Source organism: Streptomyces griseorubiginosus (assembly GCF_017614965.1).
Taxonomy (GTDB): Bacteria; Actinomycetota; Actinomycetes; order Streptomycetales; family Streptomycetaceae; genus Streptomyces; species Streptomyces griseorubiginosus_B.
In genome coordinates this window covers 1-25,151 of the sequence record NZ_WVUG01000121.1, presented here as the reverse complement: position 1 = coordinate 25,151, position 25,151 = coordinate 1, and the positions used below count along the sequence as shown (strand labels likewise).

General features: G+C 70.1%; 16 protein-coding genes and 2 pseudogenes. 6 read left to right on the top strand and 12 right to left on the bottom strand.

What is annotated here, in order from left to right; genetic code table 11:
• Window positions 1-52 precede the first annotated feature (52 nt).
• The 3 genes from GRC12_RS22645 to GRC12_RS46965 form a co-directional block, all read right to left on the bottom strand.
• Window positions 53-1,270, bottom strand: coding sequence for an acyl-CoA dehydrogenase family protein (locus GRC12_RS22645; protein ID WP_208781205.1), 1,218 nt, complete (start codon window positions 1,268-1,270; stop codon window positions 53-55).
• Window positions 1,271-1,315: 45 nt separating this feature from the next.
• Window positions 1,316-2,440: a dimethylsulfone monooxygenase SfnG gene (gene sfnG / locus GRC12_RS22640; RefSeq protein ID WP_208781204.1), complete on the bottom strand. Its 1,125-nt coding sequence runs from the start codon at window positions 2,438-2,440 to the stop codon at window positions 1,316-1,318.
• 168 nt (window positions 2,441-2,608) lie between these two features.
• On the bottom strand, window positions 2,609-2,686 hold the full coding sequence (locus GRC12_RS46965) for a putative leader peptide (protein ID WP_356777075.1): 78 nt from the start codon (window positions 2,684-2,686) through the stop codon (window positions 2,609-2,611).
• A 142-nt stretch (window positions 2,687-2,828) separates the two neighbouring features.
• Here GRC12_RS46965 and GRC12_RS22635 point away from each other — a divergent pair, with 142 nt between their 5' ends.
• The 3 genes from GRC12_RS22635 (at window position 2,829) to GRC12_RS22625 (ending at window position 7,801) form a co-directional block, all read left to right on the top strand.
• Window positions 2,829-3,755, top strand: coding sequence for a LysR family transcriptional regulator (locus tag GRC12_RS22635; RefSeq protein ID WP_208781203.1), 927 nt, complete (start codon window positions 2,829-2,831; stop codon window positions 3,753-3,755).
• Between the two features lie 440 nt (window positions 3,756-4,195).
• Window positions 4,196-5,569 (top strand): aspartate aminotransferase family protein, encoded by a 1,374-nt coding sequence (locus GRC12_RS22630; RefSeq protein WP_208781202.1) that lies wholly within the window; start codon window positions 4,196-4,198, stop codon window positions 5,567-5,569.
• A gap of 120 nt (window positions 5,570-5,689) precedes the next feature.
• The gene (locus GRC12_RS22625; RefSeq protein ID WP_208781201.1) at window positions 5,690-7,801 is read left to right on the top strand and encodes an acetate--CoA ligase family protein; all 2,112 of its coding nucleotides are present in this window, start codon (window positions 5,690-5,692) and stop codon (window positions 7,799-7,801) included.
• A gap of 453 nt (window positions 7,802-8,254) precedes the next feature.
• On the opposite strand, the gene GRC12_RS22615 is transcribed toward GRC12_RS22625, so the two are convergent.
• The 4 genes from GRC12_RS22615 to GRC12_RS22600 all read right to left on the bottom strand — a co-directional run bounded on the left by GRC12_RS22615 (window position 8,255) and on the right by GRC12_RS22600 (window position 12,440).
• The gene (locus GRC12_RS22615) at window positions 8,255-8,884 is read right to left on the bottom strand and encodes a TetR/AcrR family transcriptional regulator (RefSeq protein ID WP_208781200.1); all 630 of its coding nucleotides are present in this window, start codon (window positions 8,882-8,884) and stop codon (window positions 8,255-8,257) included.
• Between the two features lie 119 nt (window positions 8,885-9,003).
• Window positions 9,004-10,635 carry an amidohydrolase gene (locus GRC12_RS22610; protein WP_208781199.1) on the bottom strand — a complete coding sequence of 544 codons (1,632 nt, stop codon included), beginning with the start codon at window positions 10,633-10,635 and terminating at the stop codon, window positions 9,004-9,006.
• Window positions 10,636-10,682: 47 nt separating this feature from the next.
• The gene (locus tag GRC12_RS22605; RefSeq protein WP_208781198.1) at window positions 10,683-11,639 is read right to left on the bottom strand and encodes an APC family permease; all 957 of its coding nucleotides are present in this window, start codon (window positions 11,637-11,639) and stop codon (window positions 10,683-10,685) included.
• 192 nt (window positions 11,640-11,831) lie between these two features.
• On the bottom strand, window positions 11,832-12,440 hold the full coding sequence (locus tag GRC12_RS22600) for a TetR/AcrR family transcriptional regulator (protein WP_208781197.1): 609 nt from the start codon (window positions 12,438-12,440) through the stop codon (window positions 11,832-11,834).
• A 100-nt stretch (window positions 12,441-12,540) separates the two neighbouring features.
• On the opposite strand from GRC12_RS22600, the gene GRC12_RS22595 reads away from it, so the two are divergent.
• The gene (locus tag GRC12_RS22595; protein WP_208781196.1) at window positions 12,541-13,017 is read left to right on the top strand and encodes a peroxiredoxin; all 477 of its coding nucleotides are present in this window, start codon (window positions 12,541-12,543) and stop codon (window positions 13,015-13,017) included.
• Between the two features lie 215 nt (window positions 13,018-13,232).
• Here the strand turns inward: GRC12_RS22595 and GRC12_RS22590 are convergent, their stop codons facing one another.
• Together GRC12_RS22590 and GRC12_RS22585 are read right to left on the bottom strand one after the other, a co-directional pair.
• Window positions 13,233-13,898: a nitroreductase gene (locus GRC12_RS22590; RefSeq protein ID WP_208781195.1), complete on the bottom strand. Its 666-nt coding sequence runs from the start codon at window positions 13,896-13,898 to the stop codon at window positions 13,233-13,235.
• Between the two features lie 91 nt (window positions 13,899-13,989).
• Window positions 13,990-14,109 (bottom strand): annotated as a pseudogene (locus GRC12_RS22585) (transposase); the annotation flags it as partial.
• An 8-nt stretch (window positions 14,110-14,117) separates the two neighbouring features.
• Here GRC12_RS22585 and GRC12_RS45705 point away from each other — a divergent pair.
• Window positions 14,118-14,276, top strand: a pseudogene (locus GRC12_RS45705) (IS982 family transposase); the annotation flags it as partial.
• A gap of 503 nt (window positions 14,277-14,779) precedes the next feature.
• Here the strand turns inward: GRC12_RS45705 and GRC12_RS22575 are convergent.
• On the bottom strand, window positions 14,780-15,823 hold the full coding sequence (locus tag GRC12_RS22575) for a PP2C family protein-serine/threonine phosphatase (protein ID WP_308286604.1): 1,044 nt from the start codon (window positions 15,821-15,823) through the stop codon (window positions 14,780-14,782).
• A 455-nt stretch (window positions 15,824-16,278) separates the two neighbouring features.
• Here GRC12_RS22575 and GRC12_RS22570 point away from each other — a divergent pair, with 455 nt between their 5' ends.
• On the top strand, window positions 16,279-18,978 hold the full coding sequence (locus GRC12_RS22570; RefSeq protein ID WP_308286603.1) for a SpoIIE family protein phosphatase: 2,700 nt from the start codon (window positions 16,279-16,281) through the stop codon (window positions 18,976-18,978).
• Window positions 18,979-19,396: 418 nt separating this feature from the next.
• Here GRC12_RS22570 and GRC12_RS22565 read toward each other — a convergent pair whose 3' ends face one another.
• Together GRC12_RS22565 and GRC12_RS22560 are read right to left on the bottom strand one after the other, a co-directional pair.
• On the bottom strand, window positions 19,397-20,398 hold the full coding sequence (locus tag GRC12_RS22565) for a helix-turn-helix transcriptional regulator (protein WP_208781191.1): 1,002 nt from the start codon (window positions 20,396-20,398) through the stop codon (window positions 19,397-19,399).
• Between the two features lie 150 nt (window positions 20,399-20,548).
• The gene (locus tag GRC12_RS22560; protein WP_208781190.1) at window positions 20,549-24,412 is read right to left on the bottom strand and encodes a S8 family serine peptidase; all 3,864 of its coding nucleotides are present in this window, start codon (window positions 24,410-24,412) and stop codon (window positions 20,549-20,551) included.
• Between the last annotated feature and the right edge of the window lie 739 nt (window positions 24,413-25,151).

The window sequence follows — 25,151 nt, the reverse complement described above, 5'->3', positions numbered from 1 at the left end:
CCGACCGGGGGCGCCCGGCGACGTCGTGCCGGGCGCCCCCGGTCGGAGCGGGTCAGGAGTACCAGGTGGGTTCGGGCAGCTCGCCCTCGAGAACCCAGCGCCCGACCTCGCGCCGCTTGTAGGCGACCGGGTCGTGCAGGGTGTGGGTGCGGACGTTGCGCCAGAAGCGGTCCAGGCCCTCGGCGCTGCTGGTGGAGCGGGCGCCGGTCACCTCGAAGATGCGGTTGCCGATCTCCAGGGAGACGTCGGTGGCGCGGGCCTTGATGGCGGCCACCCGGACCTCGAAGTCGCCGCGGGTCTGCGCGGTGACCGAGTCCGGGTCGTCGTGCAGCTTCTGTCCCTCCGCGGCGACGGCATCGGCGAGCGCCTCGGCCGCCCAGAGCTTCGCGGTGAGGTCGCCGTAGATGTCGATGACGTAGGGCTCGTCGACCGCACGCTCGTAGCCTCCGTGCAGCCAGGAGCGGGACTTGGTACGGGTGTAGGCGGCCGCCGTCTCCAGGGCACCGCCGGCGATGCCCAGGTAGAAGTTGACGAAGACCAGCTGGATGGTGGGGACGTTGAGGGTGTTGTACGTCCGTGGCTGGAACTTCTTGTCGACGTAGCCGAGCGCGGACGACCACGGGGTACGGACGCCGTCGATGGTGGCGCCGCCGCTCTCGGTGAGCCGCTGGCCGATGTTGTCCCAGTCGTCGTGGAAGGCCAGTCCCTCGCTGTTGGAGGGCACGACGGCGAAGACGTGCAGTTCGGTGCCGTCCAGGACGCCTTCGAGAACGGTGACGTCGGAGACCTTGCTGCCGGTGGAAAAGGTCTTGCGGCCGGTGAAGACGAGGTCGTCGCCGTCCTCGGTGACGATGACGTCCTTGTCGCGGGGGTTGACGGCCCCGCCGAAGAACCAGCGTTCGCGGGTGGCCTCCGCCTCGATCCGCTGCCACTGGTCGCGGGTGCCGACCAGGCGGGCGGCCCAGAACCACAGGTAGTGGTAGCCGAGGAGCTGTCCGATGGAGCCGTCGCCCTTGGCGACCTCGCGGACGACGCGGTAGGCGGTGGTCCAGTCCTGGCCAGCGCCGCCCTGCTCGGTGGGGCCGAGCAGGGTCACCAGGCCCGCGTCCTTCAGGCGCTGGACCTCGGCGTAGGGGGTGGCACCGGCACGGTCGCGTTCGGCGGCGTCGGTGGCAAGGACGGCCGCGACCTCGGCGGCGCGCGCGATCCAGTCCTGGGCGGTCTGCGGGGCGGTGCTGCGGTGCCAGTCGGTGGGCGCTGCGGTGCTCATGGGTGTCAGCCTCTTTTCGCGATGAGGAACGCAGGGGACGAAGAGTCAGGCGTGCGCGGTAACGGACTCGGGCTCGGCGTCCGTTGCCGGCAGCTGGGCCTCCAGCTCGCGGACCAGGGGCAGCACGCGCCTGCCGAAGTACTCGACCTCCTCGTGGTAGTGCAGGAAGCCCAGGAGGAAGAGGTCGACGCCGAGCTTCTTGTAGGCGACGATGCGTTCGGCGATCTGTTCCGGGGTGCCGATGAGGCCGGTGCGGAAGCCGTCGTTGTACTGGACGAGGTCCTCGAAGGTGGAGTCCTGCCACATGCCCTTGCCGTCGGCGGTGGACTGTCCGGCCTGTTTGACGGCGGCGCCGAACCCCTCGACGGCCTCCGAGTCCGCTTTGGCGACGATCTCCCGGAGCGTCTGTCGGGCCTCGGCCTCGGTGTCGCGGGCAATGAGGAAACCGTTGAGGCCGAACTTGGGCGCCGTGCGGCCGGCTTGGGCCGCAGACGTCGTGACGTCGTTGATCTGCTCCACGACTCCGTCGAAGTCCTTGCCGTTGGAGAAGTACCAGTCGGAGACCCGGCCGGCCATCTGCCGGGCGGCCGTGGAGTTGCCGCCCTGGAAGATCTCCGGGTGCGGGCGGCTGGGAGTGTTGAGGGGCTTGGGCTTGAGTGAAAAGTCGCGCAACCGGTAGAAGTCACCGGCGAGTTCGGTGTGGTCCTCGGTCCAGATCTGCCGCAGCGCGCGGATGAATTCCTCGGAGCGACGGTAGCGTTCGTCGTGTTCCAGCCAGGGCTCTCCCAGGGCGGTGAACTCGCCCTTGAACCAGCCGGAGACGACGTTGACCGCGAAGCGGCCGTTCGACAAGTGGTCGGCGGTGGCGCCGAGTTTGGCCAGCACGCCGGGGTGCCACAGACCGGGGTGGACAGCGGCGATGACTTTCAGGCGCTGCGTGGCCAGCAGCAGGGCCAGGCTGAAACTGGTCGACTCGTGCTGGTATTCGGCGCCGTAGCTGGCCATGTAGCGGACCTGGCTGAGGGCGTACTCGAAGCCGTTGTTCTCGGCGAGGACGGCGAGTTCGCGGTTGTATTCGTATCCCCAGTCGGTGCGCTGCTCTATCTTGCTCGTGACCAGCCCCCCACTCACATTGGGGACCCAATAGGCGAATTTCACGGGCGTGGGCATGCGGAACTCCTGTTGCGGAAAGAGATTTCGGGCGCGCCGAATCCCGAAGGTGTGAAAGTGTGCGGAATTCAGCGGAATTCAGGCGATGAAGAAAATCGCGGGAAACACGTCACACAACCTGTCCGTGACAGGTGCGGCGTGGCGGAAGAGCGCGGCAGGTCCGGGGAGTCAGGCCGCGACGCAACAAGAGGCGCTGGAGACGCGCGCGAGGTCGACGTGGCGTCGCCGCGTGAGGTCCAGTCGCATCTTCATGTCACCGATCGTGACAGGGGATGCTCCGGGCAGTCAAGGCAAACCCGACCGGTCTCGTATCGCGGACCATTGAATTTCACGAGGGTGTCACAGGGAAACCCTTGCACGACCGCAGCCGGACGAAAATGCTGTCCTCGTGCGGACAGAACAGCTGGAGTACATCGCGGCCGTGACCAGACTCGGCTCCCTGCGCCGGGCCGCGGAGGAAATGCGCCTTTCGCAGCCCGCGCTGAGCGAAACCGTCAGGAATCTGGAACGGGAACTCGGAGTCGATCTCCTGGAGCGCAAACGGACCGGGGCGACGATGAGCGCAGAGGGCCGGGAGTTGCTGCCGCACATCATCAACGTGCTGGAGGCGGTGGACCGGTTGCGGAGCGCGGCCGGCGAGCGGCATCGCACCAGCCGCATGATGCGGGTGGGCACGGTGAACGCCGCGACCGTTCCCCTCCTGGTTCCGGTGGTGCGGGACTTCCGCGCCGCGCATCCGGCCACCCAGGTCGAGGTGGTCGCCGCCCAGCAGACCGACATCAACCGGGCGCTGTCGGAGGGTGGTTTCGATCTGGGCCTCGTCAACCACCTGGACGGCGACGACATGCCCGCCGGCTTCGAATCCACGCAGTTGCTGCACGGCCGGCCGGTGGTGTGCCTGCGCCCCGACAGTCCGCTCGCGTCCCTGCCCGCGGTGTCGGCGGACGACCTGCTCACCCAGCCGCTGATCGCCATGCGCTCCGGCTATGTGATGCACCGCTATGTCCACCGGCTCCTGGAGGGCCGAAGCCCAAGCTTCTCCTACTCCACCGACGGCGCCGAGATGGGCAAGCTGATGGTCGCCGAGGGCCTCGGGGTGACGGTCCTGCCGGACTTCAGCGTCATCGGGGATCCGCTGGAGAGGCTGGGCACGATCACCTACCGGCCGATCGCCGGGGACATGACCCGGGTGCTGCTGATGCTGCAGCGACGCAAGGCCGAGTCCGTGCCGCAGGCGGCGCAGGATCTCCATGAGGTGTTCGTGCGCCGGGCGCGCGAACTGGGAGGAAGGCTAACGGCCGAGCAGCCCGGCTGAGGGCAGCGAAGCCGGCGCTGCGCCGGCCGGTCCGCCGGGAGCCGATCGGATTCCGGCGGACCGGCCGCGCATCGATGAACCAGGCCGGGGGAACGATCACCGCCCACAAGGCGGCCAACGCCCAGAGTTCCCACGACGGTGCGAGCGGCGGGCGCGGCCGCACGCGCCTGCCGCGTCTCACCTCTCGCCCGACAGCGTCCTGGGGCACGGAGGGACCGCATCCGCCGGGCCGGTCGGGGAGCTGGAGCGAGTACCGGCCCAGCACGTTGATGTGGTGGCGGACGAACGCGTCCCGCCCGCCGAGTACGAACGCGACTTGTTCGCACCCAGATAGGTCGGGGTGCCGTGCGGGGCCGTAAGACCCTTGACATGCGCGTCCACTCACTTCCACACTTTCAAATGAACGTTTATTAGATGCAGGCGGAAGGTCAGGTTCAGCCATGTCCCAAGCCCAGGACTCACCCTGCGTCGACACCGTCGATGAGGTGATCGCCGAGCAGCAGGAAATCTTTCTCAAGCGCCAGCCGCGCAGCGCGGAGCTGGTCGAGGAAGCGAGCCGGTACCTCGCCGGAGGCGCGACGTCGAGCTGGCAGATCGCCAAGCCCCAAGGAGTCTGGATGAGCCACGGCGCCGGGTCGAAGGTGTACGACGTCGACGGCAACGAGTACGTGGACATGCACGGCGGCTACGGCGCGTCGATCGCCGGCCACGCACACCCGGCCATCGTCGCGGCGGTCTCCGACCGGGTCCGCCGAGGCACCCACTTCGCCCAGCCGACCGAGGACGCCATCTGGGTCGGCCGGGAACTGTCGCGCCGCTTCGGCCTCCCGCTGTGGCGCTTCGGCAACTCCGGCACCGAGTCCACCATGGACGCGATCCATCTGATGCGCGCCGTGACCGGCCGGGACATGTACCTGAAGCTTGAGGGCGGCTACCACGGCCACCACGACTCCGTACAGGTCTCCGTGATGCCCGCCGCCGAACAGATCGGCAGCCGTGAGCACCCGAACCGCGTGAGCGCCAACGGCGGCATCCCGCGGGCGATCACCGACCTGGCCGTGATCGTCCCCTTCAACGACCTGTCCGCGATCGAGCGGGCACTCGTCGAGCACCGCGGCCGGATCGCCGGCATGATCCTCGAGCCGGTCATGATGAACGCGGGCATCATCCCTCCCGACCCCGGCTACCTGGACGATCTGCGCACCCTGCTCCACCGGCACGGCGCGCTGCTGACCTTCGACGAGGTCAAGACCGGATTCACCACCGGACCCGGTGGCGCGACGGCCCGCTACGGCGTCGTACCGGACATCGTGTGCCTGGCCAAGGCGCTGGGCGGCGGCATCTCGGTCGCCGCGATCGGCGGCACCGCCGAGGTCATGGGCGCGATCGTCGACGGCCGTTACGAGCAGGTCGGCACCTTCAACGGCAACCCCCTGGCCATGGCCGCCGCCCGCGCCACCCTCGCCGAGGTGCTGACCGACGAGACGTACAGCCGCCTCGACCGTCTCGCCTCCTCCCTGCAGCAGCAGATGGAGCAGACGATCGCGGACGCGGGCGTGCGGTGGAACGTCGTCAGTGTCGGTGCCAAGGGGTGCGTCACCTTCAAGGCGGAGCGGGTCCGTGACTTCCGTGACTTCCTCGGCGTCGACGACCGCTACAGCCACGCGCACTGGCTGGTCCAGCACAACGGAGGGGCGTTCCTGCCGCCGTGGGGCAAGGTCGAGCAGTGGCTGCTGTCGGCGCAGCACGACCAGGCAGACATCGATCTGTTCGCGCGGAACTTCCGCACCTTCGTGGCGGCGGTGTCGCGCTGAGCGCTCCGCAGCGCGATTCGGTGCGCCTCTTCAGGACGCTGCCGAATCCCAGCCGGTCTCGCCCGACCCGCTGAGTCCCTTGGGTCACCGACTTCCCGACGAAGAACGGACGGGAGAACCGTGAGCAGTGCGCAGTCCGCCGCCCGACCCGCCACGCCGCCCGGCACCCAGCCCCCGACCGACACCCCACACGACGCGCTGCGTACCAGCGGCCTGCGCGCCATCCTCGCGCCGCGGTCGGTCGCGCTGGTCGGCGCGTCACGGCGCAACCTCCAACTCGTCGCCAACATCCGGCGGGGCTCGACCGAGGCCGTAGGGATCCATCCGAGCAACTCCGCAGTGGCCGGACTGCCGTGTGTCCCGTCGCTGTCGGCGTTGCCGGCACCACCCGACCTCGCGGTGCTCGCCGTGGGCCCGGCGACCATCGCGGCGAGTATGCGGGACGCTCTCGCGCTCGGCGTGCGGTCGTTCGTGGTCCCCGGCCTCGGTGTCGAATCCGGAGCCGACGGCCCGGCCGCCGTGCGGGAGTTGCACCGGATCGCCGAGGACTTCTCAGCCGCGGTCCTCGGCCCCAACTGCATGGGCTCCGCCAGCCCGGATGCGCCCTCGGCCTGGCTCGGGACGATCCCCGCGTCCTTCCTGCCGGGCCCGGTCGCGATCGTGAGCCAGTCGGGCTCCATAGCCGACGCGTTCCTCGCGCTCGGCCCGCGCTACGGCTTCAGCGGCGTCGTCTCCTGCGGCGCGGAACTCAACCGTGACGCCGCAGACTGGGTCGCCCACTTCGCGGCCGATCCGGCGACCAGGGTGATCGGGCTGTTCCTGGAGACGGTGCGGCGGCCCCACGCCTTCCGCCAGGCCCTGCGCGTCGCGGCCGAGGCGGGCAAACCCGTGGTGTGCCTGAAGATCGGGCGCAGCGAACAGGCTCGCCGCGCCGCCCTCGCGCACACCGGCGCGATCGTCGGCTCGCACGCCGCCTTCTCCGCCGTGCTGCGCTCCCACGGTGTCCTCCAGGTGGACGACCTGCCGGAGATGATCGAACTCCTCGGCGTGTTCTCGACCGCACGCCGGCCCACCGGAAGCAGGATCGGCGCGGTCACCGAGTCCGGAGCCGAAGCCGCCCTGCTGGGTGACCACGCCGAGCGCAACGGGCTGACCTTTCCCGCTCTCCCGGAGCCGATCCAGCGGCGACTGCGCGCCGACCATCCACTGCTGCCGAAGCACAACCCGCTCGACCCGTGGGCCATCGCCGAACCCGTGGCCGCGTTCTCGGCCGCGATCCAAGCGCTGGCCGACGCAGGTGCGTACGACCTCCTGATCGCGCAGGTCGACCTCTCGCGCCACCGTGGCGAGAGCGAACAGACGTGGTGCGGCGCGGTCGTGCGCGCCCTGGCCGACGCGGGCCGTCGTACGAACACCTTCACCGCGGTGACGACGGTGCATCACACCGACCCTCCCGAAGCACTCGCCCACTATGCCGCCGAGCATGATGTCTGCCTGCTCAAGGGCATCGGATCAGGCCTGACGGCCATCGCCCGAGCCGCCACCTGGTCCGCGGAAGCGGTCCTGCCGCAAGCGGTGCCGCCCCTGCGCACGGCCGACATCGCCGGCCAACTGGCCGGCCTGCCCGCGGGTCCGCTCTCCGAGTTCGACTCCTCGGCGCTGCTGGAACGGACCGGCGTCGCCTTCGCCCGGCGCATCCTCGCCGAGTCGCCCGACGACGCCGTCGAGGCGGCGAGGACGCTCGGGTTCCCGGTGGTCGTCAAGACGGACGGACCCGCCCACAAGGCCCGCACCGGTGGCGTCATGCTCAACCTGAACGGCCCCGAAGCGGTGTCCGACGCCGCGACGCGACTGGCCGGCCGCGTGCTCGTGGCCGAACAGGTCGCCCCAGGCGTCGAGGTGTTCTGCGGCATGGTGCGCGATCCGGTCTGGGGACCGGTCTACGCCCTGGGCCGTGGCGGCACCCACGTCGAGAGCACCACACCGCTCACCTTCGTCGGCCCCCTCACCCCCGACCTGGTGCGAATCATGATCAGCCGGGCCGGGCTCGAGACGTGGCAGTCACCGTTGGCCGAAGCGCTGCTGGCCGTGGACGCCCTGGCGCGCGGCGCGCCACGCATCGGCGAGATCGACATCAACCCCGTCGTCTGCGCTCCGGACGGCGCGGCCCGAGCGGTCGACGCACTGATCGTGCTCACGGCCGACGCTTCCCCCGACGAGGACTCAGGATGACCGACATCAAGGAGCAGCGAACGCCACGGCGCCGTCGGCTGGATCGATCGCAGCGAATTCACCCACTGGGACATCCCGCCCCTCGTCGACGACTCGGTGGGTCAGAAGGAGTGGACCACCGAGGCACGGCGTTTCGGCAAGCGGCTCTGGGACATCGTCGGTGAGCGAAAGGATCCCGCGATTGTCTTCGAACACCCGGGTGCGGCCACCATCCCCACCAGCGTCCTCGTCTGCCGGCCGGGCGGCATGGTCGTCATCTGCGCGGGAACCACCGGATACGACGCCGTCGTTGACCTGCGCTACCACTGGACGAGGCAGAAGCGTCTGCAGGGCTCGCACGGCACCAACGACGCCAGGCCGTCGCCTACAACGACCTCGTCCGCGCCGGGAAGATCGATCCCTGCCTCGGATGTACGGGCGCGTTCTGACTGGAGCGGGAGCACCGCGCGTGACTCAGCGTCCGAGTGCGGCCTTGGCGTAGGAAAGGGCCAGTTCGCACGCGAAGGCTGGTGTCATGCTGGGGTCGTCGAGGGCGACTTGGATGGTGAGCCCGTCGATGAAGGCGCCGAAGCCCACGGAGAAGCGCTCGACGTCTGCCGGTTCGAGCGGAAGCTCACGGACGATGTCGGCGATCATGGTCCGCCACCGTTGGTCCTGTGCCGCACGGGTTGCCGCGACCTCTTCATGGCGCGTGGCCTGCGACCAGGTGTCGAGCCACAGAGCCCAGAGCCGGCGGTTGTCGTGTTCCGCGGAGAAGACCCACTCGACCAGGCGCTGCAGGCGTTCCTCGGGGGTGGCGCCGTCGGCTACAACCTGCTCGGCTGAGGCGTAGAACTGTTCTTCCGCGTGCTTGAGAGCCTCCACCAGCAGGCGGTCGAGTGTGCGGAAGTGGTAGATGATGGTGGCGCCGCTGACAACGGCCCGGTCGGCGATCTGCGCGATGCGGGTGTCGGCGAAGCCTCGTTCGCAGATGACGTCGGCGGCGGCGCGCAGGATCTGGTCCCGTCGGTCGTCGGTCCCGGACGCGGCACGCCTGACAGGCCTGCCGTCGGCCTGTTCCGCCGCGAATCTGCCTCGTGGCACTCTCGCCCTCCCGCTGGACGGGCCCGTCGGGCCCCCTCACCTGCCAGGCTACCGTCCACAAACGTTCGCATGAACGTTTATTAGGGGCGCAGGTGGGCTATGGGCTCTCGTCTCGGACGTCAGGGTGCGGTGTAGACCGCCGAGCCCTCCACGTACGTGGCGGTGACCTTCGTCGAGGCGATCTCCTCAGGGGGCCCGGCGCAGGGGTCGCGGTCCAGGACGACCAGGTCGGCGAGGCTTCCGACGACGATGGAACCGGTGTCGTCGAGGTGGTTCACCCAGGCGGATCCCGTCGTGTAGGCGGCCAGGGCGGTGTCGAAGGCGATCCGTTGTTCGGGCAGGAACGGCTCGGCTTTCGAGTGGGGCAGGATCCGGTTGACTGCCACGTGGATGCCGCTGATCGGATCGGGGCTGGTCACCGGCCAGTCGCTGCCGGCGGCCAGCCTCGCGCCCGCCGCGCGGAGCGCGGCGAAGGGATACTGCCGGCGGGCGCGCTCGGGGCCGATGACCGGAATGGTGAACTCGTCCATCTGGGGTTCGTGCGCGGCCCACAGGGGCTGGATGTTCGCGACGGCGTCCAGTGCCCTGAACCGTGGAATGTCGTCGGGGTGGACGATCTGCAGATGGGCCAGGTGGTGCCGGTTGCCGGAAGGGCCGTTGGCGGCCCGCGCTGCCTCGACGGCGTCCAGCGCCTCGCGTACGGCGCGGTCGCCCAGCGCGTGGAAGTGCACCTGGAAGCCGAGCCGGTCCAGCGCGGTGACATGGGCGCGCAGGGCGACGGGGTCGACGAAGCTCAGTCCGGCCGTCTCTTCTCCGCAGTGGTGCGCGTAGGGGGCGAGGAGGCCGGCTGTCCGGTTCTCCACGACCCCGTCCTGCATGATCTTGACGGTGCCCGCCGTGAAACGGCCCGCGCTGCCGTGCTCACGGCGATCGGCCAACTCGTCGATCTGCTCGGCGCCACGCCCGCGGTCCCACCACAGCGCACCGCGCACCCGTGCGGTGAGCAGGCCGGCCGACGCGGCCTCGCGGTAGGTGCCGAGGACGTCGAAGCCGCCGAGGCCGGAGCCGACCAGAGCGTCCTGCCATGCCGTGATGCCCAGGGAATGCAGCATGCGCTGCGAGCGGAGGAGGGCGTCGAGGAGTTCGCCGTCGGTGGGCGCCGGTACGAACCGGCCGACGAGGTCGGCGGCGCCCTCCTGGAGCATCCCGGTCGGTGAGCCGTCTGCCGCGCGTTCGATCCGTCCGTCGTGCGGGTCGGGGGTGGCCGCGGTGATCCCGGCCAGTGCCAGGGCGCGGGAGTTGACCCAGGCGCCGTGGTGGTCACGGTTGGGGAGGAAGACCGGCCGATCGGGCACGACCTTGTCCAGCAGAGCGGCGGTGGGCAGTCCGCCGGGGAATGCCTCAAGGGACCAGCCGCCGCCGGTGATCCACTCCGCGGAGGGGTGTGCCTCGGCGTAGGCATCGATGCGCCGTAGATACTCCGCCGCGTCGGTCGACCCGGTCAGGTCGCACTTGGCCAGTTCGAGGCCCCCGTGCACGGCGTGGATGTGGGCGTCCTGGAATCCCGGGATCAGGGTGCCGCCGTTCAGGTCGACCATCTCGGTGCGGGCGCCTGTGAGTTCGTCGGTGTCGGCGCGCCCGAGGCCGACGATGCGGCCGTTGCGTACGGCGACCGTGTCCGTGCGCGGGAGGGCCGGGTCCATGGTGCGGACGGTTCCGTTGACGAAGACGAGGTCGGCGGAGATGGTCATCGTGCTCCTGACGTGGAGGGGGTACGGGCGCGGGTGCGGAGGGGGGATCAGCCTGCCTGGGCGGGCGCGGCCGTCGGCCCCTCGGCCGGGTCGAGGCGGGCAGGGGTTTCGCCGATGGCACCGCGGAAGAAGGCGGCGCGGCGGCCCCATTTCGCCCAAACCGAGAAGCACAGGCCCGCCACGAGGATCGCCAGCGGCACCGAGGCCAGGAACCGGCCGTTGGTGGCGTCGAGTGCGAACGACGGGCTGGTGGTCCAGTTGTGGTAGGTCAGGTAGCCGCCGAGGGTGAGCAGTACCACCGCGGACAGCGCCGGGATCACGACATCCCGGAGTGCCGGGAACACCCCCGCCCGCAGCCGGTCGGCGAAGCGGACCGCACAGGCCAGCCCACAGAGGGCGTAGTAGAGCGAGACCAGGGTGCCGATCGAGGTGGCGGCGGCGGCCACCACCTGGTTCAGGGTGCCGATGCCGATGGCCAGGCTCGCGATGGTGGCCGCGATGCCGGTCACCAGCAGTGTGCCGATGGCCGGAGTGGCGTACCTCGGGTGCAGCCGGGTCCAGATCCGGCCCAGCGTCTGGTCACGGCCCATGGCGAGGGTGTTGCGGGCGACCGGGAGGACGCCTGCCTGGAGTGAGGCCACCGACGAGCACAGCAGCGCGAGCAGCGGCAGCGCGGCCAGCGGTTCGGAGGCGAGCCGACTGCCGAGGTAGGGCAGCAGTTGCGAGGCGTGTGCGGTCATCTCGGGAACGCTGAACATCCGTCCGAAGCTGACCGCGGCGAGCAGGAACATCCCGAGCATCAGCAACAGCGAGGAGTATCCGGCCCGCGCGGCGTCCCGCGGGTCGCGGGTCTCTTCCGTGACCGCGAACACGCTGTCCCAGCCCCAGAAGATGTAGACCGACACGACCAGGCCGGCGGCGAGCACACTCACCGAGTCGAACCCGAAGGGGTTGAACCAGCCGAGGCTGAAGGCGTGGTGACCGGCGAAAAGGGTTCCGCGCACGCCGGCGACGACTCCCTCGGAGCAGTGGCCCGACGAGTCGGGTACACCTCCGAATTCGCCCTCGGCAACGCCTTCAAGCGCGCCTTCGGTGTCGTCCCCGGCCGCTTCCGACGGTCCCGGCGCAGGCCACAGCCGCCCGAGGCAGGTTGACGCCCACCCACACGGCCGGAGGACTGCGCGTGGCACAGACGATCATCTCCGCCCGGCTGTCGTGCCCTGTTCCGACATCGCACTGCCCCGGCCGAGTACCGCAGCGAGGGTCTCCTCGACGGCAGCCCTGACCCGTACGGGATCGTCCAGATCCAGGCCGACGGAGAGTCCGTCCCTCAGCAGCATGAGCATGTCGGCGGTTCGCTCCGCGTCCGGATGGCCCTCTCCGGTCAGCAGTTCTCGGTAGAGATCACGGAGCCAGCGGCGGTGGTCGGCGATGGCCTGACGTACGGGATGGGCGGGATCGGGGTACTCGGCCGCGGCATTGACGAACGCGCAGCCCCGGTAGTCGGGGCCCGCGCCGAAGTCGCACATGAGGGTGAAGATGGCTTCGAGCTTCGCCCGTGGCGAGGCGGTCGGCATACCGGCGACCGCCGCGCGTTGCCAGGAGCTCTGCTCGACCACATAAGCCCGGACGAGATCGTCCTTGCTCGGGAAGTGACGGTAGAAGGTCGCCTTGGCGACCCCTGCTTCCGCGATGATCCGGTCGATGCCCACCGAGTGGATGCCCTCCGTGTAGAAGAGGCGGGTCGCGGTCTCCAGGACGCGCGCACGGGCCGGCTGGCGGCTTTCCCACGGTTGTGCGGTCACCCCATTGACGCTACCAGACAGGTCTGTCTACTCTCGGGATCGAGACAGACAGGTCTGTCTCGACGATGACCAGATGGCACACGGAGAGCGGGAGACAGAAATGGCACAAGGCATCAAGGTCGGCGACAAGGCCCCCGACTTCACCCTCCCCTCGCAGTCCGGCGAACCGGTCCGGCTCTACGACTGGCTCGGCGAGGGGGCGGTGGTGCTCTACTTCTACCCCAAGGACGACACCCGCGGCTGCACCGCAGAGGCCTGCGCCTTCCGCGACAGTCATGAGGTCTTTACCGACGCGGGAGCCCAGGTCATCGGCGTCAGCTCCGACTCCGTGGACCGGCACGCAGCCTTCGCCGGCCGGCACAGCCTGCCGTTCACGCTGCTCAGCGACGAGGGAGCCCGGGTGCGCAAGGCGTACGGGGTGCCCACCACGTTCGGCCTCATCCCCGGACGGGTCACCTATGTGATCGACCGTCAGGGGACGGTCAGGCACCTCTTCAACTCCATGACCGGGATCGACCGGCACATCAGTGAAGCGCTCCAGGTGGTCCGCCAGATCCAGGCCGAGGACCTGGTCTGACGCGTTCTTCCCGTGCACAGCGGAGGGAGAGAGATACAGCCCGTCGGCTCGGAGCCACAGGCGCCCCTCTCAGACCAGGCGGGTGCACGTGAAGGCTCTGCTGTCAGTGTGCCTCGGCGGCAACTCCACTCCGGTCGCCGGGGTGACCGACGCGGTGAAGAGCGCGTCCGGCTTCCCTGCTAGGACCTGTCCTGTCGATCTCGGCCGTCCAACGGTCACACTCCGACGAAGCTCACCGTTTCCGTCATGTCCGCCCGGCCGGTGCGCAGTTGCGGCACGCCCTCCTTCTCGAACCCCACTGAGACGCCGCAGAACAGCACGAGTCCGTCATCGGCTCCGACTGCCCGGCTGACAGTCTCCCGGTACACGGTCCACATCACCTGGGGGCAGCTGTGCAGCCCCTCGGCCCTCAACAACAGCATGACCGTCTGCAGGTACATGCCGGCGTCAGCCCACTGCCCCGGCCCCATCGTCCGGTCGAGGTAGCAGAACAGAACGGCCGGCGCCCCGAACGCCTCCGAGTTCAACGTGGCGATCTTCCTGGGCCGGTCTGGGTCGTCGCGGTCGATCCCCAGCAATTCGTAGCGCTGGGCGGCGGCAGCAGCGAATCGGTCCAGATACGGCGAGGCCAGCCCCTCCGGGTACATCGGGTACTCACGCTCGTCGCCGGGGTCCCCCGCCCGTGCCCTGGCTGTCGCGGTCCGCTTAAGTTCCGCCAAGGGTTCACCGGTCACAACGTACAGGTGCCACGGCTGGAGGTTCCCGCTGGACGGAGCCCGCGTCGCTGCGGTCAGCACTCGTTCGAGTGCCTCCTTGGGCACGGGCTCATCACTGAACGCCCGCACGGCCCGGCGACTGTCCACGGCCTCATACACATCCACGTCTTCGCGTCCTCTCATTCATCCGGCCCCCTGCACCGTATTCAGCCGTCAGCACCGAGCATCGCCGGAGGTTGGAAGACGCCCCGACAGGTCACGTCCAGATCTGCCGCCAGATCTCGCGTGGGAAGGTGGTGAAGGCCAGCAGGTCGTGCTGGGCGGTGTCCAAGTGGGCTGCGGCTTTGGGGAACTTGGCCTCCAGCGCGTCCAGAACGTGCACCCGTCCGCCAGCTGATCGAATCAGTCAACGGCACCTTGAAGGGCCAATTAGACCTCGAACAGCACGGCGGTCGCAGCATCGACGGCGTCGGCGTCCGAGTGGCCCAGCGGATCCTGGCGACGGCCTGCGCGATCTGGCGCAACCGCACCATCGGCGCCCCCATCGCCGGTCATGTGGAGGAAGGTTCTTCCGGCGCCGCTCTTCAGGAACTTCATCGTGGCGTCCCCGAGGACTCCACCGGCGAAAGCGGCGATGACGAAGTTGCTGATCGCCTTGCCCAGGAGAGCCGCGTTCCAGCGTGTTTCGACGTAGTACGACACTGCGGCGGAGAGTCCGGTGACGATCGCGCTGCACAGGGCGAAGACGGTGGCCCAGACGGTCTCTGCCGCCCACGCTGCGGCTGCCTGCACAAGGGTGACTAGGTCGAGTTCGAATGCGCACTGGGACATCTGTTGGGGCCGTCAGCGTCGCGTCGATCGCCGTGGAGGTCGATGGCCTGTGCGGCGTAGAAGCTGCCGGGCTGATGGAGTTGACCGATAGGGAGGCCCTCGAAGCGGACTTGTCGACGGCCTGCCGGCGGGGGGCGGGTAACGAACTGCCGTCGTCCCTCGCAGGAACGCGTCAGCCATCGACCCCGCATGTCGGTTCGCCGCCTCGGCGAGGCCTACAGGCGGTACTCGCTGGCCCAGGTGTCCGGGCAGCGCACGACAAGGGCCGCGACGTCGTCGTCGAGCTTTCCTCCGCTGTAATGGAGCAGGGCCGCGTGAAGCCGGTCGAGCAGCTCGCGGGGCGGCGTTTCGCCCTGCTGCTGCGTCCATTCCGGCAGAGGGAAGAACGCGCCGGTGCGGTCCCGGGCCTCCGTCACCCCGTCGGTGTAGAGGAGCAGCTGGTCGCCGGGGATGAAGTCGAAGGCGTCCACGCGGTGGTGCTCGCCGACGAGCGTCGTCAGGTTGAGCGGCGGCGAGGGGGTGGTGGCTTCCAGTAGCCGGGTTTTCCCCTGGTGGACGAGCAGGGGTGGGGGGTGCCCGCAGCTGAGGATTCTGACCTGGCCGCCGTCCTGGGGGATCTCGGTGACGAGGGCGGTGGCGAAGTGCTCCGGCCGGTCAAGGAGGGAGAACGCGGCACTGTGACGAGTGATGGTGACCTCCAGGCGATGAATGATGCCGCTGAGATCGGGCTCGTCGTATGCGGCCTCCCTGAAGCAGCTGATCAGCGCGGAGGCCGCTCCGACCGCGGACAGGCCCTTGCCGCGCACGTCGCCGATGAGGAGCCGGATCCCATACGGCGTGTCGGCCGCCTCGTAGAAGTCGCCACCGATCCGGGCCTCCTCCTGGGCCGCCAGGTACAGGGCCTCGATCTCAATGTTGTTCATGCAGTGCGGCAGAGGGCGCAGCAGCACCTCCTGCGCGGCCTCGGCGACAAGCCGGACGTGGAACAGCGTCTCCTCGCGCTGCAGCCGGACATGGCTGGCGTAGGCGGCCGCCAGGGTGACCGCGATGATGGCTGCCGACGTGTACGGCGTTCCCAGGTCGGTGTAGACGAAGCCGAGACCGATCATGACCAGGAGGCAGAACAGTCCGAGCAGGAGCGTGGGAAGCACGGGCCACATGGCGGCGGCGAGAGCGGGAGCGGTGGGAAGAAGGCGGCTGAAGGCGATCTGCCGTGGGGTGGAGAACGCCAGAACGGCGATGAGGGCGGTGAGGATCACCGGTGACAGCGTGGCCGCTTCCCACCGGCCGCCGCGGAGAGGATGCCGACGCCACGGCCGCCCAAACCCGATCACAAAATGCATCATAACGACAGGAACCAGGCATCGAGCTCGGATGGACGACGCGGCTCAGTCCTGATGATCGGACACGTGCGGTGGATGCGTCACCATCCGGCCGACGGAAGGCGCGCACCGGGCCTGGCCCCCTGCAACTCAGACCCCTCACCCGGCGCACCGCTCGGGCTGTCCCCGTCACCGCCCTCCGGTTACTCGTCCCGCCGCGGGTTCACCCTCTCCGGACAGGCGTCCTCAGTCATCCCAGGTCTGCACAGCGGTGTTATCAAGGGTGTATGGAGGGATATCCCAGCCGATTGCGGACCTCACGTCCTCCGCCCGACGGTGGCCGGCGGACTCGGCGCCTGTCCCTGCTGAACCCGCACACCGCGGCAGGGCAGGTGTTCCTCGTTCAGAGCCTGATCGTGCTGCTGCTGGTGGTCGCCGCGGTGGCGTGCATCATGCTGCAGGCGGCGTACGACGCTGTGCGGCAGGGACGTCGGGAGTCGGTGGTGGCCGCCCAGTCGTTCGCCAGCGCCCCCGGTGTGAGCCTGGCACTGCGCAGCCCGGACCCGACCGCCGTGCTGCAACCGCGAGCCGAGCAGGCGCGCAAGCGGGCAGGCATGGACTTCGTCGTCGTCATAAGCACGAACGGAATCCGGTACACGTATCCCTACCCCTCGGAGATCGGCAAGAAGTTCGTCGGCACCATCGAGCCGGCCCTCGAAGGCCGTACCGTCGTCGAACAGGCGGGCGGTCCACCTCTGCCGACGGGCAAGGGGACGGCCATCCAGGCGGTCGTCCCGGTGACCGATGCCCGCGGCCGGATCGTCGGCCTGGTTTCCGCGGGGATCACCGTCACGAACGTGGCGCGACTGTGGATGCCGCAGCTGCCGATCGTCCTGGGCGTCGGCGCGATCATGCTGCTGCTGGCCGCGGCAGGGACGACCGCAGTGTCCCGGCGACTGCTGCGGCAGACACATGGCCTGGCCCCGACGGAGCTGGCGCGGCTGTACGAGCACCACCAAGCCGTGCTGCACGCGGTACGGGAGGGGGTTCTGATCACCGGCGAGGACCGACAGCTGCTGCTGGCCAACGAAGAGGCGAAGCGGCTACTGGGTCTGCCGGCCGACGCACAAGGGCGGCACGTGCGGGAGCTGGGGCTTCCCGAGCAGATGGCGGGCCTGCTCGCATCCCCGGAGAAGGTCACCGACGAGGTGTACCTCGCCAACGACCGGTTGCTGGCTGTGAACAAGCGGCCCACGTTCCCGGAGGCCGACGACGCGGGCAGCGTGGTGACGTTGCGGGACACCACGGAGCTGGCGGCGGTGTCGGGTCGGGCCGAGGTGGCGCTGGGGCAGCTCAAGCTGCTGTACGAGGCGGGGATGCGGATCGGGACGACGCTGGATGTGGAGCGCACGGCCCAGGAGCTGGCCGACGTGGCGGTGCCCCGGTTCGCCGACGTCGTCGCGGTGGATCTGCTGGATTCGGTGGTGCGCGGCTCTGAGCCGACGACGAAGGGCTGGCGCCACCTGCTACGGTCCGCGATCAGCGGAGATCAGCGGATGCTGCCGGTGTACCGGCTGGGCGAAGTGATCACGTTCTCGCCCGAGACTCCGCAGATGCTGGCGCTCGAACAGAGCCGGGGCGTCCTGGAGGCGGACCTGCGGCAGGCCCACGGCTGGCAGAAACAGGATCCGGAACGCGCTCGAAGGGCTCTGGAACTCGGATTGCACTCCCTGGTGACCATGCCGCTGCGGGCGCGCGGGGTGCCCCTGGGCCTCGCGCACTTCTACCGGACGGAGGGCTCGCCCGCGTTCGAACCGGAGGACGTGGCCTTCGCGGAAGAGCTCGGCGCGCGGGCGGCGGTGGCCATCGACAACGCACGGAGGTTCACCCGCGAGCACGCGATGACGGTGACGCTGCAGCGCAGTCTGCTGCCGCGGGGCCAGCCGGAGCAGGACGCCCTGGAAGTGGCCTGGCGCTACCTGCCGTCGGAGGCGGGAGTGGGCGGGGACTGGTTCGACGTCATTCCGCTGCCGGGCGGACGGGTCGCGCTGGTGATAGGGGATGTCGTCGGCCACGGGCTACACGCCTCGGCGACGATGGGCCGGCTGCGCGTCGCCGTGCACAACTTCGCCACGCTGGACCTCCCCGTCGACGAGGTCCTCGGGAAGCTGGACGATCTGGTCGCCCGCCTGGACGACGAGGACGACTCCAGCACTGCCCCCGACGACCAGGAGGGGACGGGGTTGACCGGAACGACGTGCCTGTATGCCATCTACGACCCGGTGACAGGGATCTGCACGATGGCCCGTGCGGGTCATCCCGGCCCCATGGTGGTGAACCCGGACGGGACGATCGTCTGCCCCGACGTGCCGGCCTCACCCCCGTTCGGCGTCGGAGGCTACCCCTTCGAAACCGCCGACGTGCACCTGGCGGAGGGCTCCCAGCTGATCCTTTACACCGACGGGCTGGTCAAGAACACTGCCCGCGACATCGACGCCGGTCTCGAAGAGCTGCGTCGGGCGCTGGGCGGAGCCGGGGCCGGGGAAGGCACTCCGGAGGAGACCTGCCGAGCCGTGATCGGGGCGTTGAAGCCGACCCGGCTCTCGGACGACATCGCACTGCTGGCGGCGCGGACCCGGCGGATCCCGACCTCTTCGGTGGCCGAGTGGGATGTGCCCCCGGACACGGCGGTGGTGCCCTCGGTGCGGGCCCGGTGCAGGACGGTTCTGAGCGGCTGGGGGCTGGACGAGACCGCGTTCACCACGGAGCTGATCCTCAGCGAGCTGGTCACGAACGCGATCCGCTACGGATCACCACCTGTGAAGGTGCGCCTGCTGCGCGGACGCAGTCTGATCTGTGAGGTGTCGGACGGCTCCAGCACCTCTCCGCGACTGCGTCGGGCGGCGACCACGGACGAGGGCGGGCGTGGGCTGTTCCTCGTGGCGCAGTACGCACAGCGGTGGGGGACGCGGTACACGACCCGCGGGAAGGTCATCTGGGCGGAGCAGATCCTGCACGGCGGCGCGTCCGGTCCCGCGGACGACACGTCGGTCGACGTCCTCCTCGAACAGTTCGGGGATCCCCTGATGTGAGGACCACTGAATGAGGCACCCTTCACGGTCTGGTCCATGTCCGCATCGAAGGGTCTCACCACGTCGCGCGCTGCCTTCGGAAGCTTGGCTACCGCCTCGCGCTGCTGGACCTGCCCCTCCGCCGTCAACGACTGGAGTCAGCCGAGTTGGTCGAGCCGGCCGCCGAGCCCGTGTCGACCGAGTCGCCGACGTCTACACCTGCGGTGATCTCAGGGTGCGGGTTGGGGTCGGCGGGCAGTACGCGCGCCCGCGCTCCGGTCAGGATGACCGTCCCGAAGAAGTCGCACGACACAAAGGCTCTCGGCCTGGGAACGCAGGAAACTGGTCCGTACGGGCTCGCCCGCGCCCGGCCGGCCTCGCACCGGACGGTGACCCACCAGGACTGACGAGCAGTCAGTCCGTCTGGGAGCGGCGGGACTCAGAGCCAGCCGCGGCGAGCGGCCTGCCAGGCGAGTTGCATCCGCGTGTCGGCGCCGGCGAGCGTCATCATGTGCTGGATGTGGCGCTGCACGGTGCGCCTGCTCAGCCCCATCTGACTCGCGATGGCCTTGTCGGCGACACCAGCCACCAGCAGCGAGAGCAGCCGGCGGTCGGTCTCGGTCAACGGGTCGGCGTCGACGACCCCGTCGCTGCCCTCCACCCCGCCGGACGCGCTGACGTTCAGCGGGACCGCGGTCTCCCAGTAGCGCTCGAAGAGCGAGATGAGCGCCTCCAGCAGGCTACTGCCTCGCACCAGCGCGGCCGTCGCCACCTGGGGACTGCCCTGGGGCCCACCGGGGACCAGCGGGCAGATGGCGATGGCGCGGTCGGCCACGGCCAGGCGCAGCGGCAGGTGCGGAACCGACCGGGCCACCTCACCGGCGCGGACACCTTCCACGACATTGTCGACGGCGCCCTCGTCGTCGAAGAAGGCCTGCTCGTACAGGACGCGGTAGCGCACCCCGCGGGCAAGGGCGTCGTACTCGGCGCGATTGCTGCCCGAGGGCATCGCCACGTACTGCGCCTTGCAGAACCAGAGCATCTCGTGGCGCGCGTTGTCCTGCATCTGCCGCAGGTGCTGGCGTAGCGCCTCCGCTCCGGTGATGACCTCGATGAGCTGGCCGGGGTCGTGCCTGCGGCGCGTGCTGCGGTAGCTGTCGAGCAGGTCGGTGACGGCGGTACGCGCCTTGTCCAGCGCGTCGGCGTTGCGCTGCAACCGCGGCAGCAGCGCCACGTCGGGCGGTACGGCGGCGTAGTGCAGCGGATCGCGGTCGGTGGGGCTGGCGAGACCCTTGCCGCGCAGGGCCGCGAGGACGGCCTCGGCGGAGTCGTGCGGGAGCCCGGTCCGGTCGGCGACCTCCTGTGCCGACGCGGTCGCGGTCCCGACCAGGAGCCGGTAGACCGTCTCCTCGATCGCCGTGAGACCTGCCGCCTCCAGCATGCCGTGCCCCTCCCTCGCCGAGGCCGGCACCGAGAAGCGGCACGGCCCGTTGAAGTGTGCACCGCGAGCCACCGCCGGGCAAACAAACGGCGGGTGCCGGGGCTTCCGCCCGGGCACCCGCCGTCGTTCAGCCGCTCAGCAGGGCCGACGTCACCTCCCCGAGGACGGGCCGCGGTGCAGGTACGCGCGGTCTACGGTCTGCCGCACGCTGTTGCCCGCGCCGTCCACGGCGGTCACCCGCAGGCTGACGTACGCGTCCCCTCGCACGCCCGACGGCCGTTCGACCGCGGCGGTGAACCGCGTGCCGCCGTGCCGCGCGGTGCGGGCGGTGTGCGCGGTGTGCCAGGTACGGCCGTCGTCGTACGACGCCTCGACCTTGAGCGTGACCCCGCGCGGGACGGTCAGGCCGTCCGGCATCCGTACGTTCAGACCCAGCGTGTGCGACCGGCGCGGACCCACCGCGTTGCGGAGGTCCACGGGCGCGCTGTAGTCCACCTGGAGCAGTGGCAGCAGCGTGGCCGTCGCCGCGGTGTCCGAGGTGAACGTCCAGGACGTCCTGGTGCCGGTGCCGAACCGCCAGTCCGCGGAGGTGCGGGCGGTGGTGAGGTCCAGCCGGTAGCCGGCCTTGCCCGCGGGCACCTCGAATCCGCCCCAGGCCCCGGTGTCGGACTGTGCCACGAGCCGGCCGTTGCGGTACACCTCGGCGTTGGCCACGTCGCTCGGGTCGCCCACCGCGGACACCGCGGCACCGGTGCCCACACCGCCACCCAGCGAACTGGCCTCCGCGAACGACCAGTGGCCGGACTGGGAGTCGGTGAACTCCGGGATGTGCAGGGACAAGGTGTCGCCGTTGCGCACCGAGCCGGGCCAGCCCGTCACACCGTGCGGGATCGACGGGCGCACCGGCCCCGCGAACCACTTCTCCGCGGCGTGCTGTCCGGGCCGGTAGGTGCGGGCGGCGTCCCGCATGCCGACGCCCAGCGCGAGGTCGCGGTCCATGACGGTGTCGTGGTGCACGGTGTGGCTCCACACCGTGTCACCGGCCGTCACGTACTCGGTGCGCTGCTGTCCCACCGGCACGTCACGGGTGTACTGGTTCCAGGCGAACTCCTGGTAGGGGCGCCAGCCGAAACGCTGCTCGCTGGCCCAGGCCGGGGCGCCGGTGCGGGTGTAGGAAGCCTTCACCACCGCGCTGTTGCGTTCGCTGACCGTGTACACCAGCTTCTCCGGAACACGCTGCTGGGACACCTGCATGACGTCGTACAGGTAGGGGCTCTTCACCGTGCCGGAGAAGTCCACCGTGGTGGTGCGCTTACCGGCGCGCTCGAGCAGGTCGGTGCCCTCCGTCGCGCCGGCACGCATGATCGGCAGCGCGAGGCGGTCGCCCTCCGGCTGCCAGCGCGTCCAGGGGAAGAAGCCCCCGGGCATGACGAGCATCAGCGCCTTGGCCCCGGCGTCCGCGGCGTTCTTTGCCAACTCGGTGTCGTCGCCGAAGTCGTAGCGGACGACAGCGAGCTTCCCGCGCACGTGCGCGGCCTTGAGGTCCGAGGGAGTACCCGCTCCCGCGTCCACCGCGGTCAGCCGGACGCCCTTGTCGTCGAAGACCGGAGAGGCCGGCAGGTAGTACGGGACGAAGGGCGCCGAGGTGCCGGACACCTTCGCCCGCAACTGCGGGGCCGTCATCTGCCAGCGCGAGGCGAACTCGAAGGTGCCGTCGGTGACCTGAGCGGTCGGGCTGACGTAGATGCGCTTGGCGATGTCGAAGAACATCACGCCCTGGATCAGGCCGTGTCCCTCGATGCGCCGGTACGTCTGGTAGCTGAGGATCCCGCGCTGCTCGGCGGGCTGCGGCGTGCGGATCTGCACCTGGGTGACCTTGGAGGCGTCCAGCGTCACCGTGGTGTCCTTGGCGACCTTCACCTGCGGGTTGATCACCTCGACCAGTTCCTGGCCGTCCGAGGCGTTGTCCAAAGTGCTGAAGTCGACCTGGTAGGTGCCCTCCTCCACGACGGCGATGGCGGGGTCGGCGCTGGTGTACGAGACGAAGCCGTCCTGGCCCCAGATCGTTGGCAGCCAGCCCGGCAGCACCTTGCCCGCGCGGTCGCGCGCGATCACAGTGAGGCGGTGCTGCGGCGCGTGCACGACCAGGGAGAGCGTGGTGTGGGCGAGGACGGTGCCGTCCGCGCCGGTCGCGGTGGCGTAGCCGTAGTAGGCGCCGCGCTTGGCGTCCTTCGGGTCGGTGCTCAGCGGCACGTCGGCGGAGGCGCCGGGGGCGAGGTGGACGGTGCTCGTGCCGGGCGCGACGACACCGGCCGTCAGGGCCTCGCCGTCGGAGTCGGCCAGGGCCACGCTCAGCTTCAGGTCCACTGCCTTGGCACCGGTGTTGGTGTAGTGCAGGGTCGCCGACTGCTGCTTGTCGCCGCCCACCTGGACGGCGGGCAGCAGCACGCTGCCGGTGGCCGTGACCGCACCCATGGCCGCGGCGACGTCGATCCGGCCGCCGCCCTGCTCGGTCGCCTTCGTGCCCGGCATGGTGTGCGCGGTACTGATCAGCGCGTCCTTCAACTGCTGGCCGGTCCAGCCGGGGTGCTGCTGCGCGATCAGGGCGACGGCACCCGCCACGTGCGGGGTCGCCATCGAGGTGCCGGACGCCGCCGTGTAGTTCGCGTCGACCGGATCGCCCATCGTGGTACCGGAAGCGCGCGCGGCGACGATACCGACGCCGGGGGCGGTCACGTCGGGCTTGACGGCCTTGTCGCCGAGGCGCGGACCGCGGCTGGAGAAGGAGGCGAGGGAGTCGCCGCGGTCCACAGCGCCCACCGTCAGCGCGGCGTCGGCCGCACCGGGCGAACCGATGGTGGAGTCCCCGCTCTGGCCCGCGTTGCCCGCCGCGACGACGAAGAGGGTGTCGCCGGAAGCGGACAGCGTGTTGAGTGCCTGGCTCATCGGGTCGGTGCCGTCGGTCGGCTCGTCGGAGCCGAGGCTCATGTTGACGACCTTGGCGTGCTCGCCGGCCGCCCACTCCATACCGTCGATGACCTGCGACTCCGAGCCGTAGCCGTCGTCACCGAGCACCTTGCCGATCAGCAGCTCCGCCTTCGGCGCCACCCCCTTGCGGGAACCGGAGGACGCCGCGCCCGTACCGCCGACGATCGACGCCACGTGCGTGCCGTGCCCGAAGTGGTCCACGGTGTTCCCGCTGCCCGAGAAGTCCTTCGCCTCGGCGATCCGGCCCGCCAGATCGGGGTGGGCGGCGTCCACGCCGGTGTCCAGCACGGCCACCTTCACGCCCTGGCCCTCGTACCCGGCCTTCCACGCCGCGGGCGCGTTGATCTGCGCCGTGCTGCGGTCCAGCACCGGCGCGACCCGGCCGTCCAGCCACACCCGCGGGGTCGCGGCGGCGCGCGCGGCGCCCTCGGCGTCGCCCGGGTTCAAGGCCTTCCAGAAGGCGCCGAGGTCGTCGTCCGCGACGCTCAGCGACCGCGCGCCGATACTGGCGAGGGTCCGCGCCGGGGCCGATGCATCGTTGAACGCGGCGACCCGGTCCGCGACAGCGGCCGCGGCCTTCTCGCTCTTCGCGGTCGTCCGGGCCACGCCGCCGCGAGGGGAGGCGGAGACGATCAGCGGCAGCACGGAGGTGCCGGCCTCGTCGTAGCCCTGGGCGATCAGGGTGGAGACGTCGAACAGACGCCGGTCCAGCGTCCCGGCGGAGACCAGGTCCGCCGCGTCAGACGGCAGCACCGTCAGGTCGCCGCCGTCCTCCTGGTACGTGCGGAAGACGATGCCCTCACGGCCGGGTCCCGGCTCGACCGAGGCGGCGCGGCGGCCGTCGGCCCCCGGCGTCACCGTCACGCGGTCGCCGGTCGCCAGGCGTACCGTCACGGGCGGCTCACCCTGGCCGCCGGCCGATCGCACCACGGTGTCCTGGGGCGTTTGGGCGGAGGCGGCCGGCACGCCTCCGGCGGCCAGCAGCAATCCTGTCGATATCGCCGCCGTCAGGCGGATCCATGCCATCAGCCAAGCACCTCTCGTACAGCCGGGAATCACACGCTGTCCGACAGAATCTGCTGTGGCGGTGTGCATGTCACTGGCCACAGGTGTCACACCTGCGACATGTCCCAACGGCGCCACGGGGTGCGGCCGTTGCATCCCCCAAAGCGGATGAAGAGTTGTCCCGCAACGAGGAACTCGTCCCCAGCCCTGCCGTGCCACCGACCCGCGCCTCCTCCTACCGGGGCCCAAGGAAAGGCACGCTGCGCGGCGACCTGGAACACGCTCAGCCCAACGAAGACCCCGGATCCGTGGAGCCGGACGGCTCCGGCCCCCTGCTGCCGACTGCATGACCCGGTCCGGGGCTCCCGGCCGGTAGTCGGGGTGCTCACGCGCGGGACAACTCGCCGCTGTCCACCCACTCCGGCTGATGCGGCCAACGTGTTCTTCGCGGTCGGAGTGTCGGAGACGACCTCCCTGACGTCGATGCCGGCAGGCTGCTCGATCGCGAACCCGATGGCGGTGGTGATGGCCGAGGGGGATGGCGATCTCGCCGCACTAGCGGTGCCAACGCCACCGCTGCCTCGGGGCTGGCTCCCTTGCCTCGGCAATGCCACCACCGGTGTGAGCACCGTCAGAAGCTGTTGTCTTTTCGATCTTGAGAGATGCGCATCGAACGGGAGTCCCGATCGGGTGGTCTCGGGGCGCTGGGTGCATATGAACAGGGCCTCCTGAACAGCTCGTTGGTGTCGAATCACCGAGC